The organism is Quatrionicoccus australiensis (assembly GCF_020510425.1).
Taxonomy (GTDB): Bacteria; Pseudomonadota; Gammaproteobacteria; order Burkholderiales; family Rhodocyclaceae; genus Azonexus; species Azonexus australiensis_A.
Window position 1 is genome coordinate 3,889,828 of record NZ_JAHBAH010000001.1, and the last position, 16,252, is coordinate 3,906,079.

Consider the following 16,252-nt stretch of genomic DNA (forward strand, 5'->3'; position numbering starts at 1 on the left):
CGCTACCTCCTGACCGGCAGCCATGTTCAATCTTTCGCGCTACTTCTCGACGCTCAGTTTTGTTCTCATCGTGCTGGCAGCCGGCGGCCTGGGGCTGCTTTACCGCGAGTTGTCTCTGCATCAGATCAGCGAGCTGGCAGAAAGCCGCAATGTCGCGATGGCGCAGATCTTCGAGAATGCCTTGCGCCAGCCTCTCGAACGTCTGATCAGTGCATCAATCGGGCGAGATGGCGGGGAAATGCTGCGTAGCGGAGAGATCGAGACGCTGCGCGCGAGTTCGCAGGCGTTGATGCGCAACACTGCCGTGATCAAGGTCAAGATCTACAACCGGCTCGGCTTGACGGTCTTTTCCACGGACGCCCGGCAGGTTGGCGAAAGCCGCCTGGAAAATCCCGGTTTTCGTTCGGCAATCAATGGCGTGGTGCTCAGCGAACTGGTCCATCGCAATACGGCGGATACGATGGAAGGCAGTGTCAGCGATGTCGATCTGCTGTCGAGTTACATCCCGATTTACGGTGAAGGCCACATGATAGAAGGGGTGTTCGAGCTCTATCAGGATGTCTCCCCGTTCATGGCGCAGTCGCGGCGCAGCCTGTGGTGGGTGATGGCCGGGGTGCTGTCGGTCTGTGCCGCGCTGTACCTGATGCAGTTTCTGGTCGTACGCCGTGCCCAGCGCATTCTCAAGGAGCAGGAGGGGCGCATCAAGGCAGCGCGCGATACGCTGGAAATCCAGGTCGATGCCCGTACCGCCGAACTCAAGCGGGCCAACAGCCAGCTGGAAGAAGAGGTGGGAGTGCGGCGTCAGGCTGAAAGCAAGCTGAATTACCTGGCCTATCACGACCCGCTGACCGGGCTGGCCAACCGGCGCTGTTTCATCGAGCGCCTCGAAGAAAGCATGCAGGAAGCCGTGCGCAGCGAACAGCGCCTGGCGGTGTTGTTCATCGATCTCGACCAGTTCAAGCAGGTCAATGATTCGCTGGGCCACGGTGTTGGCGATGAACTGCTGGTGTCGGTGGCGTCACGTCTTTCCGAGCATGTGCGCCTGATCGACATGCTGGCCCGCCTGGGTGGCGACGAGTTCATCTGCCTGATGGAGGGTGTGCGCGATGCCGAAGATGTGGCCTTGCTGGCGCAGGAAATCAACGCGGCTTTTGCGGCGGTCTTCCTGCTCGGCGAGCACGAGCTGTTTCTTTCGGCCTCGATCGGCATCTGCCTCTATCCCGGCGATGGCGACAACGTGCTTGAGCTGATGCGCAATGCCGATACGGCGATGTACCGTGCCAAGGGGCAGGGGCGCGGCCTTTTCCATTTCTACACGCCGGAAATGACGCGCGATGCCCGCGAACGTATCCGTCTGGAAAACCTGCTGCGCGGCGCGCTCGACAATGGCGAGATTTCGTTGCATTTCCAGCCCCAGGTCGATGCGGCGGATGGCCGGCTGGTCGGTGCCGAAGCCCTGGCACGCTGGGACAGCCCGCGTCTGGGCAGCGTCAGTCCGGTGCGCTTCATTCCGCTGGCCGAGGATTCCGGCATGATCATCGCGCTCGGCAGCTGGGTGTTGCGCGAGAGTTGTCGCCAGATCGTCCAGTGGCAGGCCGCTGGCTTCGATTTGCCACAGGTGTCGGTCAATATTTCGGTCAAGCAGCTGGAGCGGCCGGGCTTTGTCAGCGATCTGGCGGCGATCATTGCCGAAACCGGCGTCACGCCGGCCTGCCTGAAACTCGAGATCACCGAGTCGGTGGTGCTGGCGATGGCCGATGCCTGCGCCTTGCTTGAGCGTGTGCGGGCGCTCGGCGTGACGCTGGCCCTCGACGATTTCGGTACCGGTTATTCGTCGCTGAGTTATCTCAAGCTTTTGCCAGTCGATCAATTGAAGATCGATCGTTCCTTCATCATCGGCATCGGCAGCAACTCCGGCGACGAGGCAATCATCGAAACGGTGATGGCGCTGGCGCGCAGCCTCGGTTTCGAGGTGCTCGCCGAAGGCGTTGAAACGGTCGGTCAGGCGGAATTTTTGAGCGGCCACGGCTGCCACCAGTTCCAGGGCTTTCTTTACGGCAAGGCGGTCGCCGCCGACGAGTTCCAGGCGACCTGGCAGGCCCGGCCATGATCGGCCTGGCCTGGCGCCTGCTCGGGCGCGAGCTGCGCTCCGGTGAATTGCGCCTGCTGCTGGCGGCGCTGGTGGTTGCCGTTGCCGCGGTCAGCGCGGTCGGCTTTTTTGCCGACCGGGTGCGTCTGGCGCTGGACAGCCAGGCACAGCAACTGCTGGGCGGGGATCTGATATTGATTGCCGATCATCCCTGGCCGGCCGGCATTGTTGATGAAGCTGGCCGGCGTGGTCTGCAAGTTGCCGAAACGCTGACTTTTCCGAGTATGGTGCAAGCCGCCGGGCAGGTTCAGCTGGCCGATATCAAGGCAGTCAGCAGCAACTATCCCTTGCGCGGCAGCCTGGGCGTGACGCGGATGCGCGGTGCGCCAGCCGCCGCGGTCAATGCCGGGCCGCTGGCGGGCATGGTCTGGCTCGACGAGCGTCTGGCCGATGCCCTCCAAGTCGCGCCCGGTGCCATGCTCACCCTGGGTAACAGTCGCTTGCGGGTCGATGCGATCCTGGTGCAGGAGCCGGATCGCAGCTTCAACCTGTTCAGCCTGGCTCCGCGTCTGATGATGAATGTCGCCGATATTCCGGCGAGCGGCCTCGTCCAGTTCGGTTCGCGCGTCACTTACCGGCGCCTGCTGGCCGGTGAGCCAGGCGCGCTGAGTGGCTTCCGCAACTGGCTGGAGGGCAGGCTGGCGCACGGTGAACGTGTCGAAGATGCACAAAATGCCCGCCCGGAAATTCGCAGTGCGCTGGAGCGGGCGCAGCGCTTTCTTGGTTTGGCGACCCTGTTGACCGTTGTCCTGGCGGCGGTGGCCGTCGCCCTGGCGGCGCGCCGCTACATGCAGCGTCATCTCGATGCCTGTGCCGTGCTGCGCTGTTTCGGCATGACGCAGCGCCGGCTGATCGGTCTGCATGCCTGGCTGTTTGCCTGGCTGGCCTTGCTCGCCATCGGGCTGGGCGGTCTACTCGGATTTTTCGGTCATTTTGTTCTCAGTGAATGGCTGGCGGCTTTGCTCGGGAGCCGCTTGCCCTTGCCCGGTGCCTGGCCCTTGCTGCAAGGCGCGGCGGTCGTCCTGGTCCTGCTCTTCGGTTTTGCCCTGCCGCCGGTGCTGCAACTGAGCCGGGTGCCGACCCTGCGCGTGCTGCGCCGCGAACTGGGGCCGCCGACGCCCTGGCTGCTCGGCGGTTACGGGCTCGGCCTGTTGCTGCTCGCCGGCCTGATGTTGCTGGTGGCCGACGATAGACGGTTGGGCGGCATCGCGGTAGCCGGCTTTGCCGGCGCGCTGGGCGTTTTCTGGCTGTTTGCCCGGCTGGCCGTGCTGGTCATCGGCGGCATGCGCCGGGGCGGCGCTTTCGGCTGGCGCCAGGGCATGGCGAACCTGTCCCGGCATGCGGCCTCGAGCAGCTTGCAGATTGTCGCGCTGGCGATCGGCTTGATGGCCATGCTTCTGCTCACGGTGACCCGCGGCGAGTTGCTGGCGGCCTGGCAGAAGGCGTCGCCGCTCGATGCGCCGAACCGCTTCGTCATCAATATCCAGCCCGGGCAGCGCGCCCAGATGGCGGCGAGCCTGGCGGCCGCGGGGATCAAGGCCGAGTTGTCGCCGATGATTCGGGCGCGTTTGCAGAAAATTGCCGGTCGACCGGTTTCGGCGGCCAGTTTTCCTGAGGATGAGCGGGCGCAGCGCCTGATCGAGCGCGAGTTCAATCTCTCCTGGCGGGCCGAAATGCCGGCCGCCAACCAGATTGTCGCCGGCCGGTGGTTTGCGCCGCCGGCGAGCGGGCAGGCCGAGGCTTCGGTCGAGGAAGGGCTGGCCAGGACGCTGGGTATCAAGCTCGGCGACGAACTGCTGTTCATGATCGCCGGACAGGAAAAGTCGCTGCGCGTCAGCAGCCTGCGCAAGCTCGACTGGGATTCGATGCGCGTCAATTTCTTTGTGCTGACGCCGCCCGGCGTGATCGAGGATGCGCCGGCCAGCTACATCACCAGTTTTTATCAGCCGGAAACGGCAACTGCCTTCGGGCGGCAACTGGTGGCGCAATTTCCCAATCTGACGGTGATCGACGTGGCGGCGGTGTTGCGCCAGTTGCAGGACCTGGTCGGCCAGGTCGCCGGGGCCGTGCAGTTCATCTTCCTGTTTACGCTGGCGGCCGGTGCCATCGTGCTTTATGCCGCGCTGCTCAGTGCCTTCGACGAGCGGCGTTACGAACTGGCGGTGATGCGTGCTCTTGGCGCACGCCGCCCGCAATTGCGCCAGGCGATGCTGGCCGAACTGGCGGTGATCGGCGGTCTGGCCGGTCTGCTCGCCGCCGCCGGTGCGATGGCGCTCGGTCAACTGATCGCATGGCGGGTTTTTGCCCTGGAATTGCCGTTGACCGTATGGCTGCCGCTGGCTTCCTTGCTGGGCGGTGCGCTGCTGGCGATTGCCATCGGCTGGCTGGCCATCCGCAGCCTGCTCGATACGCCACCGCTGCAGGCCTTGCGGGCGGGGGCCTAAAGCATCAGTTCGATGATGTTGCGTCCGTTCTGACGCTGGTAGCGAAAGAGGCTGGTCATGCCACGGATCAATTCGATGCCGAGACCGCCAATATCGGCGGTGCATTCACTTGGTGCGAACCGGGTCGGATCGAAAGCGCCGGCCGTGTCGCTGTAGGTCAGCAAGGGATGGGGCATTTTTGGCTCGAAACGGATGTCGACCGCTGCGTCGCATTCCCGGCCATGGCCGTGGCGGATGGTGTTGGTCAGCAATTCCTCGACGATCAGTTGCAGGCGCTGGCCGTCGATCTGGCTCAGGCCGAAGCGCTCGGCCTGCTCGGCAAGCCAGCACATGAGGCCGGGCAGCTCGCTGTAGCGCGCACTGACTGAAATATCCGTAGAATGGGCAGGCATGATTTATCGGGAGGAAGCAGACATGATTAAAACACATCACAAGGCTGCCTGGGCGCTGCTTGCGCTGGCTTTCAGCCTCGCCGCACAGGCCGCCGATCCGGCCGGCATGGTCAAGACCAGCAGCGGTCAGGTCAGTATCGAACGCGGTGGCCAGAAGCTGATCGCCGTGGTCGGCACGCCGGTCTATGTCTCCGACAAGCTGCGCACGGCAGGCGACAGCGCGGTTGGCGTGACCCTGCGCGATACCACCTTGCTGTCGGCCGGACCGAACTCCCTGATCGTCATCGACAAGTTCGCCTACGACACCACCTCGCAGGCTGGCAACATGTCGATCGGCATTCGCAAGGGGACGCTGGCCGTGGCCAGCGGCAAGATCGCCAAGCAGACGCCGGAATCGGTCGATTTCCATACGCCGACCTCGGTGCTCGGTGTGCGCGGCACGGAGTTCGCTGTTGAAGTGGGAGGCGACAATGAAGAATGAAATGCGTCTGTCGCTGCTTTCGCTGGCATTGCTGATGCTCGCCGGCTGTGCCAGCAGTGAACGTGTGGTGCTGCTGCCTTCGGCCGATGGCCGTGCCAGCGCTGTCGTGGTGCGCGATGCCAAGGGCGAGCTGGTGCTTGATCAGCCTTATGCCGGCAGTGTGCGCAGTCAGGGCACCAACAGCGCCTACCGGTCGACGCCGGAAGAAGTGAAAGAACGCTTCGGTGCGGCCCTGGCTGCCCAACCGGCACGCCCGCGCAGCTACACGCTGTATTTCCAGGGCGGCAATCAGCTGACGCCCGAATCGCAGGCCGAGTTTGCCAAGATGCGGGCCGATGTTCTCGCCTGGTCGGCGCCGGAAATCATGGTTATCGGCCATACCGACCGGGTCGGCAGTGTCCAGTCCAACGATGCCTTGTCGCTCAAGCGTGCCGAGTCGGTGCGCGCCTTGCTGATCGAGGCAGGAATCCCCGCCGGCAAGCTGGAAGCGGTTGGTCGCGGCGAGCGGGAACCGCTGGTGGCGACGGCTGATGAAGTCGCCGAAGGCAAAAATCGCCGGGTTGAAATCAACCTGCGCTGAGCAGTTGACCGTTGTAATTCAACACAAGCAGGGTCAGGTCATCCGCCGCCGGGTGGCCTGACTCGAAGCTGCGCACGGCGTCGCGCAGTGCGCCGGTGATCTCGGCCGGGCTGTGCCCGGCATTGGCCTGCAGTGTTGCCAGCAGGCGCTCGGCGCCGAACAGCGAACGGCCATCGCTGGCTTCGGTCACGCCATCGGTGTACAGGCAGAGCTGATCGCCTGCCTGCAGGCGGATGCGGTCGCTGACGAAGGCGTAGCCTTCGGTGGCGCAGAGCGGCGGCCCCGAATGGCTGGCCGTATCGATCTTTCCGATTTCTCCATCGCGCAACAGCAGCGGCGCATCGTGGCCGGCGCAGACGAACTCCAGTTCGCCGCTCGTTGCATCGAGAATGCCGATGAAGGCGGTGACGAAAAGAAACTCGCCGTTTTCCCGGTTCAACTCCTGTTCGACTTCGCGGACAGCCTGGGCGAGATCGGCTTCGCGCCGGGTCAAGGTGCCACTCAGCGTTTTCGCGATGGCCATGAACAGGCTGGCCGGAATGCCCTTGCCGGAAACGTCGCCGACGGTCAGGCAGAGGCGGTTGGCATCGAGCATGAAACAGTCGTAGTAGTCGCCGCCGACGGCGAGTGCCGGTTCGAGCAGGGCGGCAACGGAAAAACGTTGTTCCCCGGCGAACAGGCGTTGCGGGTCGGGCAGCAGGCCCATCTGGATACGGCGGGCGGCATCGAGTTGGCCGGCGGTGCGGGCGGCGGCCTCGCGGCTGAGCTGGAGAGCGGACTCGGCCTGGCGGCGGCGGGCATCGGCTTCGATCAGCGTATTGCCGAGCAGCACGATGAAGACCGGGCTGAGAAGCAGCACCAGCGACGGGCCATCGAACAGCCATTGGCCGGAATAAAAGACAAGGTAGCCGGCGCCAGTCAGCAGGAGTCCCAGGCTGCCGAAGCTGATCACGGCAAAACGTGGCTGCAGGCGCGGTACACCGGTAATCAACAACAGGCCGCCCAGGAGCAGGGCGCCCAGTTCAAGTGTCGGCATCCACCAGGGGCGCTTGAGCGCGGCGCCGCTCAGCATGCTTTCAATGACCTGGGCGTGGATGTCTACGCCGGGCAGGACTTCGCCCAGCGGGGTGATGATGCGGTCCTGCAAGCCGGGGCTATTCAAGCCGAGGATGACAAAGCGCGACTGGAAAATTTCTGCTGGCTGCGCGCCGGACAGGACATCGGCGGCGGACAGGAAGTAATTCGAGTTGGCCTGACCATAATGAACCAGCAGTTCGCCATTGGCCTGGGTGGGCAGGCGGTAGTCGCCGATACGCAGCGCCTCCATGCCATGACCGCCGAATTCCGGGGCTACATCGCCGGCTTCGCCCAGCGCCTGGCGCAGCATTTCCAGGGGGAGCGACAAGAAAGTCTGTTCATTGATTCGGGCAATGGTCGGTACCCGGCGCAGCACGCCGCGCTCTGTGCTGGAGTGCAGGCCGTCCGGGCTGGCATTGATCAAGCCTTCGCCAGCTGCTGCCTGTTCCAGTTCGCCACGACTGACGACGGCGGTAGCGAACCGGCTGATGCCCGGCCAGTCGGCCGGCATGCCTGCCAGCAGGGGCAAGGGCTTGGCAGGCTGGCGCGCGCCGGGCAGCGGATTGCCGATGCCGGCAATGGCGAGCACGGTCGGGCCGCCGGCAAGCACGTGCGCGAGATGCGCATCCGGCTCGGGCAGCGCGGCGAGTGTCTGTCTGGGCAGTCCCTTGAGTTGTTCGCCGAGAACAATCGGGCTGTAGCGGTCGGGTTCGGCAAAGATGATGTCGATGCCCAGTGCCAGCGGCTGGCCAGCCAGAATTTTGCTGCAGAGGCGGGCAATCAGGTCGCGCGACCAGGGCCATTGTCCGTATTCGGCAAGGCTTTGGCTGTCGATGCCGACGATGATGACGGGTTCGCTTTCCCGCGGGCGTGGCATCTGGCGCTGGTAGCGGTCGAATTGCGCCTGACGCAGGCTGTTCAGTGGCGTCGAGTCGCTGTAATGCAGCGTAATGGCGGCACCGATCAGCAGGAGGCCGGGCAGGGCCAGCCCACGCCCGGCGCGGAGCAGCATCAGACCGAAGCTGCTCAGGCGTTTCACAGTTCGATGGTCAGGCCGTCGTAGGCGGAAATGACGTCGAGTGCTGCGCCATCACCGCGGGTGATTTGTTCCAGGCGTCGCGTTTCGTTAAGCAGGCGAAGCAGTTGCTTGTCGTCGTGGACCGGTTCGTGGTGAAACAGCGCGAGGCGTTTGGCCGCGGCTGCCTGGCATAGCTCGACACCAACCACGTTGCTCGAGTGGCCCCAGTCGGCCTTGACCGAGATGGCTTCGGCCAGTGAATACATGGCATCGAAAATGACCAGGTCGGCCTTGGCAAAGAAGCGGATGAAGGCGTCGCGTTCTTCTCCGGCATCGAGGCGATGTTCCGAGTCGGTCGTGTAGATGACGGTGCGGTCGATACTCTCGAAGCGGTAGCCGTAAGAGTCGCCGGCATGCAGTTGCAGCTTGGGGGTGACATTGAGGCCGGCGATGTAGTGCGCCTTGTCCGGTGTCATCAGGTCGAATTCGATGCGGGCACCGGCTTGCGAATAGTCGACCGGGAAGCACGGCGAACGCATCTGCATGCGGAAGGCTTCTTCAAGCTGGGCGTGGCAGCCGTGGATCACGATGCGGTTGCCGGGGATATACATCGGCGCAAAGTACGGGAAGCCCATCAGGTGGTCCCAGTGCAGATGCGAGATGAAAATGTGATAGACCTGCGGATTGGGAACGCCGAAGCTGGCGATCTTGGCCTGGCCCAGAGGGCGGGCGCCGCTGCCCATGTCGCAGATGATGTGTTCCGGGCCATCGGTGACGATTTCGACACAGGAAGTGTTGCCACCAAAGGTGCTGCTCGTCGAAAAGGGCAGGCTGGCGACGAATTCGTTCAGGGCGCTCTGCGACTTGAATTTCCGCCCGTCGGCGGCGGTCACGGCGGCACAGATTTTTTCCCGGATGTCGCGTGATTGCAGCGCGACCGGCAATGAGCCACGGGTCCCCCAGAAAACGACCCGTTTCATTTGCCGAGTACCTTGCAGGCCGCTTCGATGTTCAGATAGCAGGGAATGATCAGGTTGAAGCGACTGATCGCGAAGACTTCCTGAACCAGCGGCTGCAGCGAGGTGATGGCAAAGACGCCCTGTTGTGCCTTGGCATGCCGGGAAGCAATCATCAATACGCGCAGACCGGCGCTGCTGATGTACTCCACGCCGGAAAAATCGAGCAGCAGCGGCGGTTTGCCGGGCTGGCAGTCTGCGATCAGCGCCTCCAGGGCGTTGCCGAACGCCTCGCTGGCGATGTGGTCGATACGGCCGCTGGCCGATGCAATGAGGATGCCGGATTGTTCGCGAGTGAGGAGCTTCATCGTTGCCAGACGTGGTTTATGCAGTAGCCGGTGATTATGCCATGCACGGCCGGGCTGTGGGCTCGGGTAAAATACGGCATGGATTCAAATCAGCAAGCCAGCCGGCCTTTGTTCGGCTACCGTAAATTCTGGGCCCACCGTTTCGGTCCGGCTCCCTTCCTGCCCATGTCCCGTGCCGAAATGGACGCGCTCGGCTGGGATTCCTGCGACATTATCCTGGTCACCGGCGACGCCTACATCGACCATCCGAGTTTCGGCATGGCGCTGATCGGTCGACTGCTCGAAGCACAGGGTTTTCGCGTCGGGATCATTTGTCAGCCGGACTGGAACTCGGCCGCCGACTTCAAGAGGCTGGGCAAGCCCAACCTGTATTTCGGCGTCACGGCCGGCAATATGGACTCGATGGTCAATCGCTACACCTCCGACCGCAAGATCCGCTCCGACGACGCCTACACGCCGAACGGCGAGGCCAACAAGCGGCCGGATCATGCCGTCACGGTCTATGCCCAGCGCTGTCGCGAGGCCTTCCCTGGCAGCAATATCGTGATCGGCTCGATCGAGGCCAGCCTGCGCCGCATTGCCCATTACGACTACTGGTCGGACAAGGTGCGACGTTCCGTGTTGCCCGATTCCAAGGCTGATATCCTGATTTTCGGCAATGCCGAGCGCGCGCTCGTCGAACTGACGCATCGCCTGGCCAAGGGCGAGCCGATCAAGGAAATCCGCGATCTGCGCGGTACCGCCTTCATGGTGCCGATCGGCTGGTTGCCGTCGGATGACTGGGATGTCATGGATTCGAGCGAGGTCGATACGCCGGGGCCGCTGGTCAAGCATGCCGACCCGTACGCGATGGAACCGCAGGGGCAGGCGCCGGCCGTGGTTGAGCCGGGTGTTCACGCGGTGCGCATCGTTTCCCGCGCCGAGCGTCTGGCCGCGATCAAGGAGCGGCGTGCCCACACCGTGGTGCGTCTGCCGGCCTACGAGCGGGTCAAGGATGATCCGGTGCTCTACGCCCACGCTTCGCGCACCTTCCATCTCGAGTCCAATCCGGGCAATGCCCGGGCCCTGGTGCAGGCGCATGGTGAACGCGATGTCTGGTTGAATCCGCCGCCGATTCCGCTCACCACCGAGGAGCTCGACGGCGTCTACGAGCTGCCCTACGCCCGCCGGCCGCACCCGAGCTATGGCGAAGCGAAGATCCCGGCCTGGGAGATGATCCGTTTCTCGGTCAATATCATGCGCGGCTGTTTCGGCGGTTGTACCTTCTGCTCGATCACCGAGCACGAAGGGCGCATCATCCAGAGCCGTTCGGAAGAGTCGGTGCTGCGCGAAATCGAGGAAATGCGCGACAAGACGCCGGGCTTCACCGGCATCGTCTCCGACCTCGGCGGGCCGACCGCCAACATGTATCACCTGAAGTGCAAGGACGAGAAGATCGAGGCGTCCTGCCGTCGCCTGTCCTGCGTCTATCCCGATATCTGCGAGAACCTCGGTACCGATCACAGCAAGCTGATTTCGCTGTACCGCAAGGCGCGCACGCTGAAGGGCGTCAAGAAGGTGCTGATCGGCTCCGGTCTGCGCTACGACCTGGCGGTGCGCTCGCCCGAATACATCAAGGAACTGGTGACCCATCACGTCGGCGGCTACCTGAAGATCGCGCCGGAACATACCGAGGAAGGCCCGCTGTCGAAGATGATGAAGCCGGGCATGGGCGCCTACGACCGCTTCAAGCAGTTGTTCGACCGTTTCTCGCGCGAAGCCGGCAAGGAGCAGTACCTGATCCCGTATTTCATCGCGGCGCATCCGGGAACGACCGATGAGGACATGCTCAACCTGGCGCTGTGGCTGAAGAAGAACAACTTCCGTCTCGATCAGGTGCAGACCTTCCTGCCGACGCCGATGGCGCTGGCAACGACGATGTACCACAGCGAGAGGAATCCGCTGCGCAAGGTGTCGCGCAGCAGCGAGCAGGTCGGGACTGTGCGCAACGGCCGGCAGCGCAAGTTGCACAAGGCCTTCCTGCGTTATCACGATCCGGCCAACTGGCCCTTGTTGCGTGAAGCGCTCAAGGAAATGGGCCGGGCTGACCTGATCGGCAACGGCAAGAAGCAGCTGATCCCGGCCTGGCAGCCGGCCGGCACCGGCGATGCGCCGCGCGGTCAACCGGTGAAAACGGTCAGAAACCCGCCGGGCGCTTTGCCGCGGCGTGTTGAGGGAGCCCGGCCGGCACGTCCTGGCGCGCCATCGCGTCCGCCGGCCGGCCGCAAGCCGGTTGCGCGCAAGCCACGTTAAATAAAAAAAGTTTTTCGGAGAGCAATGAGTATGGAAAGCAAGGAAAGCACGGCAACGACCTATGAAAAGATCGGTGGCGAAGCGACGGTCGGCAAGCTGGCAGATCGCTTTTACGAGTTGATGGACAGTGTTTCGCATTTTGCCGAGTTGCGTGCCATGCATCCGGAAAGCCTGGCCGGGTCGCGGGAGAAACTGTTCATGTTCCTCTCCGGCTGGTTCGGTGGCCCGGATCTTTTCGTCGAAAAATTCGGTCATCCGAAATTGCGTGCCCGGCACATGCCCTTTGCCATCGGCACCAAGGAGCGCGACCAGTGGGTCGCCTGCATGGTGCTGGCGATGGAAGACGTCGGGCTGGACCCGGATGTCCGCAAGGTGTTGCTGAACAATTTCTTCAATACAGCTGATTTCATGCGTAATAAAGAGGGCTAAAACCCTTCTTGGGGATGTTGCGTTGCAGCATGGGGTGATAGAATCACGCCTTTGATTTTTCAGGCCTTCCCATGTCCGCTCGTCCGATTCGCAACATCGCCATCATCGCCCACGTTGACCACGGTAAAACTACCCTGGTCGACCAGCTCCTCCGTCAGTCCGGTACTTTCGCTGCTCACCAGCAGCTGGTCGAGTGCGTCATGGATTCCAATGACCTGGAAAAGGAACGTGGCATCACGATTCTTTCCAAGAACACTGCGGTCGAGTACGAAGGTGTTCACATCAACATCGTCGACACCCCGGGTCACGCGGACTTCGGTGGTGAAGTCGAGCGCGTGCTGGGTATGGTCGATGGCGTGGTCCTGCTGGTTGACGCGGCCGAAGGCCCGATGCCGCAAACCCGTTTCGTGACCAAGAAGGCGCTGGCCCTTGGTCTGCGCCCGATCGTGCTGGTCAACAAGGTTGACCGCGACGGTGCCGATCCCGACAACGCCGTTAACCTGACTTTCGACCTGTTCGACAAGCTGGGTGCTTCCGACGAACAGCTGGATTTCCCGATCGTTTACGCTTCGGGCCTGAACGGTTGGTCGGCCATGGAACTCGATCAGCCGCGCGAAAACATGAAGCCGCTGTTCGATACCATCCTGCGCCACGTGCCGGCGCCGGACGCCGATGTCGATGCGCCGCTGCAGCTGCAGATCACTGCGCTTGACTACTCTTCCTACGTCGGCCGGATCGGTGTTGGCAAGATCATTCGCGGTCGCGTCAAGACCGGTCAGAACGTGCTGGTCATGTTCGGTACCGAAGAAGAAGCGCTCGAACACGAACGTACCCCGATCAAGGCCAAGATTGGCCAGGTGTTCGGCTACAAGGGCCTGAACAAGGTCGAGATGGAAGAAGGTCTGGCTGGCGACATCGTTCAGATCACCGGTATCGAAGATCTGGTGCTCGGTTGTACCGTGACCGATCCGGAAAGCCCGGAATCCCTGCCGCTCCTGAAAATCGACGAGCCGACGCTGTCCATGCAGTTCATGGTCAACACCAGCCCGCTGGCCGGTACCGAAGGCAAGTTCGTCACCAGCCGCCAGATCCGCGATCGCCTGCACAAGGAATTGCTGACCAATATGGCATTGCGCGTGCATGATACCCCGAACGGCGACGTGTTCGACGTTTCCGGTCGTGGCGAACTGCACCTCGGCATCCTGCTCGAAAACATGCGTCGCGAAGGCTTTGAACTGGCCGTCGGTCGTCCGCGCGTCGTCAAGAAGACGATCAACGGCGTCGAGTGCGAACCGTACGAGCTGCTGACGGTTGACGTCGAAGAAGACACCCAGGGCGGCGTCATGGAAAGCCTCGGTCAGCGCAAGGGCGACCTGCAGGACATGGTGCCGGACGGTCGCGGTCGCGTCCGTATCGAATACCGCATCCCGGCGCGTGGTCTGATCGGCTTCCAGGGCGAATTCATGAACCTGACGCGCGGTAACGGCCTGATGAGCCACGTGTTCGACGAATACGCCCCGGTCAAGGACGGCAATGTTGCCGAGCGTCGCAATGGCGTGCTGATCTCCCAGGATAACGGCGAAGCCGTTGCCTACGCTCTTTGGAAGCTGCAGGATCGCGGTCGCATGTTCGTGGTGCCGGGCGACAAGCTGTACGAAGGCATGATTATCGGTATCCACAGCCGTGAAAACGACCTCGTCGTGAACCCGATCAAGGGCAAGCAGCTGACCAACGTCCGTGCCTCCGGTACTGACGAAGCCGTGCGCCTGGTACCGTCGGTCCAGCTCAGCCTGGAAGCCGCCGTCGAGTTTATCGAGGAAGACGAACTGGTCGAACTGACGCCGAAGTCGATTCGTCTGCGCAAGCGTTACCTGACCGAAATCGAGCGCAAGCGCGCCGTGCGCGGTCTGTAAGCAAGCGCAGCATGCGTTTCTGCCAGCCCTGCCGGGATGTGCTGAAACGCCAGCAAAAGGCGGCCCGTCGGGTCGCCTTTTTTATTGTTCTGTCGTTGATGCTGACGGGGCTGGGGAAGATTTCGAAGCCGATAAACGAGATCGGCTTCTGCAGGATTTATCCCTGATTTTCGCTGCTTTTTAGCGGTCGACCGCTAAAAAGCAGGCAAATTGCAAGCGGCTGTTCAGCCGCCGGTCATCGACATGAAGCGCACGACTTGCGGTGTTTCCAGTTGTTGCGAGAAGTCGTGGCCGAAAGGCTTGATGCCCATGCTGTCGATGATTGCCTGGCGCAGGTCGGTGTCGTTCTGGCCGCGCAGGATGGGGAGCAGGTGCATGACGTCGTTTTGACCGAGGCAGGGGTGGAGTTCGCCCTGGGCAGTCACGCGGACGCGGTTGCAGCTGTCGCAGAAATTGTGGCTGTGCGGCGAAATGAAGCCGATGCGCGATTCGTGGCCGGCGATGCGCCAGTAACGGGCCGGGCCGCCCGAGGATTCGTCGCAAGGGGTGAGTTCGAAGTGTTGGCCCAGGATGGTGCGTGCTTCTTCGGATGAAATATAGGTCTGGTTGCGGCCCTGAATGTCGCCGAGTGGCATTTCCTCGATGAAGGAAATGTCGAGTTCATTGGCGAGTGAAAACCGGACGAGTTCGACGAATTCGTCATCATTGGTACCGCGCATCATGACCGTGTTGAGCTTGGTGCGGCGAAAGCCGGCTTGTCGGGCGGCCGCGATGCCGTTGAAGACCTTGTTGATGTCGCCGATCCGGGTAATCGCCCGGAAGCGTTCGGGGCGCAGGGTGTCGAGGCTGATGTTGAGGCGCTTGACGCCGGCGGCACGCAAGGGGGCGGCAAAGCGTTCGAGTTGCGAGCCGTTGGTGGTCAATACCAGGTTGTCGAGGCCGGGCAGGGCGCCCAGTTGTTCGATCAGCCACATCGCGTCCTTGCGGACGAGCGGCTCGCCGCCGGTGATGCGCAGCTTGTTGACGCCAAGTCCGACGAAGACTTTGGCGATGCGCAGGCACTCTTCCAGGCTCATCACCTCGTCGCGCGGCAGAAAGGTCATTTCCTCGGCCATGCAGTAGGTGCAGCGAAAGTCGCAGCGGTCGGTGATCGACAGGCGCAGATAGCTGACCCGGCGCCCGTATTTGTCGATCAGGGTGTTGCCGGATTGGCCGGTCGGCGTTTCGGTGCCTGGTGCTGCAACGACTGGAGGGGTGGGGATCATGGATTTGTTTTGTTTGGCTTGCGGCGGCTGCGATGGGGGCTCAGAATGCGCATCCGCTGGTGGGGCGGGCGCTGATTATCTGTTGTCGGGTTGTTGCAAACAAGTGGATAGGTCAAAAAGTGAAAAAGTTCATTCTTCTCGTTGTGGTGTCGTTCGGTCTGCTGGCAGGGTGTCGTGGCGGTTTTATTGCGCCGCCGGCATTGCGGGCCGAGGCTGTCTTGGTTGCCGGTTCTGCCGGCAAGATTGGCGGCGCGGTCAGTTTCAGTCCGGTGGGCAATCGCTTGCGGGTAATTGCCGACCTGTCCGGTATGCCGCCGGGGGCGCATGCCTTTCAGATTGCTCGAGGTGGTTGTGCTGAGTCGAAAGGAGATGGGGCGAAAGGGGTTGTGGCATTGCCGGCCATCGTTGCGGACTCGGCAGGTGCGGCCCGGTTGACTGCATATCTGGCGGGAGTGGAGTTGGGGGGCGAGGGTGAAAATATCATCGGGCGCAGCGTGCGGGTTTATGACCGGCCAGATTATGCGGATGGCAAATCCGATGCGCTGATCGCTTGTGCCGTGATCATGCCGAAATAACTGCCCTGGGGGCGGTGGCGCCAGGTGATTATGCTATTCGGCAAAGCCCTGTCTGAGGGTAGAATGTGCGTCTTGTCGGGGCGCGGGTTGTCTGGTGCAGCAGACAATGTGGTGGGTGGGGCAGAAATGCAAATGGCCCACATTGCTGTGGGCCATTCGGAATATTTCTTGGCTCCCCGACCTGGGCTCGAACCAGGGACCTACGGATTAACAGTCCGGCGCTCTACCAACTGAGCTATCGAGGAACAGAGGCGCGCAGTATAGGTTTCGAGGTCTTTTCTGTCAAGTTTTTTGTGATTTTCAAGAAGAAAAA

At 62.5% G+C, this 16,252-nt stretch carries 14 protein-coding genes and 1 tRNA gene; 9 read left to right on the plus strand and 6 right to left on the minus strand.

Translation table 11 applies throughout. From position 1 onward, the window contains the following. Positions 1–22: 22 nt before the first annotated feature. Together KIG99_RS18555 and KIG99_RS18560 are read left to right on the plus strand one after the other, a co-directional pair. Entirely contained in the window at positions 23–2,110 is a 2,088-nt protein-coding gene (locus KIG99_RS18555; RefSeq protein WP_226461513.1) for a putative bifunctional diguanylate cyclase/phosphodiesterase, read from the plus strand. Next, positions 2,107–4,593, plus strand: coding sequence for an ABC transporter permease (locus tag KIG99_RS18560; RefSeq protein WP_226461514.1), 2,487 nt, complete (start codon positions 2,107–2,109; stop codon positions 4,591–4,593). The genes KIG99_RS18555 and KIG99_RS18560 overlap by 4 nt, the downstream gene beginning before the upstream one ends. On the opposite strand, the gene KIG99_RS18565 is transcribed toward KIG99_RS18560, so the two are convergent. Then, a complete protein-coding gene (locus KIG99_RS18565; RefSeq protein ID WP_226461515.1) occupies positions 4,590–4,985 on the minus strand; it encodes an ATP-binding protein in 396 nt (131 codons plus the stop codon). The genes KIG99_RS18560 and KIG99_RS18565 overlap by 4 nt on opposite strands. A 22-nt stretch (positions 4,986–5,007) precedes the next feature. On the opposite strand from KIG99_RS18565, the gene KIG99_RS18570 reads away from it, so the two are divergent. Together KIG99_RS18570 and KIG99_RS18575 are read left to right on the plus strand one after the other, a co-directional pair. Next, on the plus strand, positions 5,008–5,466 hold the full coding sequence (locus KIG99_RS18570) for a FecR family protein (RefSeq protein ID WP_226461516.1): 459 nt from the start codon (positions 5,008–5,010) through the stop codon (positions 5,464–5,466). Then, positions 5,456–6,046, plus strand: coding sequence for an OmpA family protein (locus tag KIG99_RS18575; protein ID WP_226461517.1), 591 nt, complete (start codon positions 5,456–5,458; stop codon positions 6,044–6,046). The genes KIG99_RS18570 and KIG99_RS18575 overlap by 11 nt, the downstream gene beginning before the upstream one ends. Here KIG99_RS18575 and KIG99_RS18580 read toward each other — a convergent pair. The 3 genes from KIG99_RS18580 to KIG99_RS18590 are packed head-to-tail and all read right to left on the minus strand — an operon-like array spanning position 6,033 to position 9,465. Beyond that, positions 6,033–8,162, minus strand: coding sequence for a CHASE2 domain-containing protein (locus KIG99_RS18580; RefSeq protein WP_226461518.1), 2,130 nt, complete (start codon positions 8,160–8,162; stop codon positions 6,033–6,035). The genes KIG99_RS18575 and KIG99_RS18580 overlap by 14 nt on opposite strands. Continuing rightward, a complete protein-coding gene (locus tag KIG99_RS18585) occupies positions 8,159–9,121 on the minus strand; it encodes an MBL fold metallo-hydrolase (RefSeq protein WP_226461519.1) in 963 nt (320 codons plus the stop codon). Before KIG99_RS18585 ends, KIG99_RS18580 begins: the two co-directional genes overlap by 4 nt. Continuing rightward, positions 9,118–9,465, minus strand: a complete 348-nt coding sequence (locus KIG99_RS18590; RefSeq protein ID WP_226461520.1) for an STAS domain-containing protein — start codon at positions 9,463–9,465, stop codon at positions 9,118–9,120. The genes KIG99_RS18585 and KIG99_RS18590 overlap by 4 nt, the downstream gene beginning before the upstream one ends. 165 nt (positions 9,466–9,630) lie before the next feature. Here KIG99_RS18590 and KIG99_RS18595 point away from each other — a divergent pair, with 165 nt between their 5' ends. The 4 genes from KIG99_RS18595 (at position 9,631) to KIG99_RS18610 (ending at position 14,266) form a co-directional block, all read left to right on the plus strand. Beyond that, positions 9,631–11,757, plus strand: a complete 2,127-nt coding sequence (locus KIG99_RS18595; protein WP_226461521.1) for a YgiQ family radical SAM protein — start codon at positions 9,631–9,633, stop codon at positions 11,755–11,757. Positions 11,758–11,781: 24 nt separating this feature from the next. Continuing rightward, complete coding sequence (locus tag KIG99_RS18600; protein WP_404817895.1) at positions 11,782–12,186, plus strand: group II truncated hemoglobin; 405 nt, start codon at positions 11,782–11,784, stop codon at positions 12,184–12,186. Positions 12,187–12,257: 71 nt separating this feature from the next. Further along, a complete protein-coding gene (typA, locus tag KIG99_RS18605; RefSeq protein WP_226461522.1) occupies positions 12,258–14,099 on the plus strand; it encodes a translational GTPase TypA in 1,842 nt (613 codons plus the stop codon). 11 nt (positions 14,100–14,110) lie between these two features. Beyond that, on the plus strand, positions 14,111–14,266 hold the full coding sequence (locus tag KIG99_RS18610; RefSeq protein ID WP_226461523.1) for a hypothetical protein: 156 nt from the start codon (positions 14,111–14,113) through the stop codon (positions 14,264–14,266). 57 nt (positions 14,267–14,323) lie between these two features. Here KIG99_RS18610 and moaA read toward each other — a convergent pair whose 3' ends face one another. Then, on the minus strand, positions 14,324–15,364 hold the full coding sequence (gene moaA / locus KIG99_RS18615) for a GTP 3',8-cyclase MoaA (RefSeq protein WP_226461524.1): 1,041 nt from the start codon (positions 15,362–15,364) through the stop codon (positions 14,324–14,326). A gap of 32 nt (positions 15,365–15,396) precedes the next feature. Here moaA and KIG99_RS18620 point away from each other — a divergent pair, with 32 nt between their 5' ends. Next, on the plus strand, positions 15,397–15,939 hold the full coding sequence (locus KIG99_RS18620) for a superoxide dismutase family protein (RefSeq protein WP_226461525.1): 543 nt from the start codon (positions 15,397–15,399) through the stop codon (positions 15,937–15,939). Positions 15,940–16,108: 169 nt separating this feature from the next. Here the strand turns inward: KIG99_RS18620 and KIG99_RS18625 are convergent. After that, positions 16,109–16,184 (minus strand) — tRNA-Asn (locus tag KIG99_RS18625). Between the last annotated feature and the right edge of the window lie 68 nt (positions 16,185–16,252).

What these genes read in the sequence shown, in the direction of transcription:
- KIG99_RS18555 (WP_226461513.1), top strand. Translation starts at nt 23, where the DNA reads ATGTTCAATCTTTCGCGCTACTTCTCGACGCTCAGTTTTGTTCTCATC.
- KIG99_RS18560 (WP_226461514.1), top strand. Translation starts at nt 2,107, where the DNA reads ATGATCGGCCTGGCCTGGCGCCTGCTCGGGCGCGAGCTGCGCTCCGGT.
- KIG99_RS18565 (WP_226461515.1), bottom strand. Translation starts at nt 4,985, where the DNA reads ATGCCTGCCCATTCTACGGATATTTCAGTCAGTGCGCGCTACAGCGAG.
- KIG99_RS18570 (WP_226461516.1), top strand. Translation starts at nt 5,008, where the DNA reads ATGATTAAAACACATCACAAGGCTGCCTGGGCGCTGCTTGCGCTGGCT.
- KIG99_RS18575 (WP_226461517.1), top strand. Translation starts at nt 5,456, where the DNA reads ATGAAGAATGAAATGCGTCTGTCGCTGCTTTCGCTGGCATTGCTGATG.
- KIG99_RS18585 (WP_226461519.1), bottom strand. Translation starts at nt 9,121, where the DNA reads ATGAAACGGGTCGTTTTCTGGGGGACCCGTGGCTCATTGCCGGTCGCG.
- KIG99_RS18590 (WP_226461520.1), bottom strand. Translation starts at nt 9,465, where the DNA reads ATGAAGCTCCTCACTCGCGAACAATCCGGCATCCTCATTGCATCGGCC.
- KIG99_RS18595 (WP_226461521.1), top strand. Translation starts at nt 9,631, where the DNA reads ATGTCCCGTGCCGAAATGGACGCGCTCGGCTGGGATTCCTGCGACATT.
- KIG99_RS18600 (WP_404817895.1), top strand. Translation starts at nt 11,782, where the DNA reads ATGAGTATGGAAAGCAAGGAAAGCACGGCAACGACCTATGAAAAGATC.
- typA (WP_226461522.1), top strand. Translation starts at nt 12,258, where the DNA reads ATGTCCGCTCGTCCGATTCGCAACATCGCCATCATCGCCCACGTTGAC.
- KIG99_RS18610 (WP_226461523.1), top strand. Translation starts at nt 14,111, where the DNA reads ATGCGTTTCTGCCAGCCCTGCCGGGATGTGCTGAAACGCCAGCAAAAG.
- moaA (WP_226461524.1), bottom strand. Translation starts at nt 15,364, where the DNA reads ATGATCCCCACCCCTCCAGTCGTTGCAGCACCAGGCACCGAAACGCCG.
- KIG99_RS18620 (WP_226461525.1), top strand. Translation starts at nt 15,397, where the DNA reads ATGGGGGCTCAGAATGCGCATCCGCTGGTGGGGCGGGCGCTGATTATC.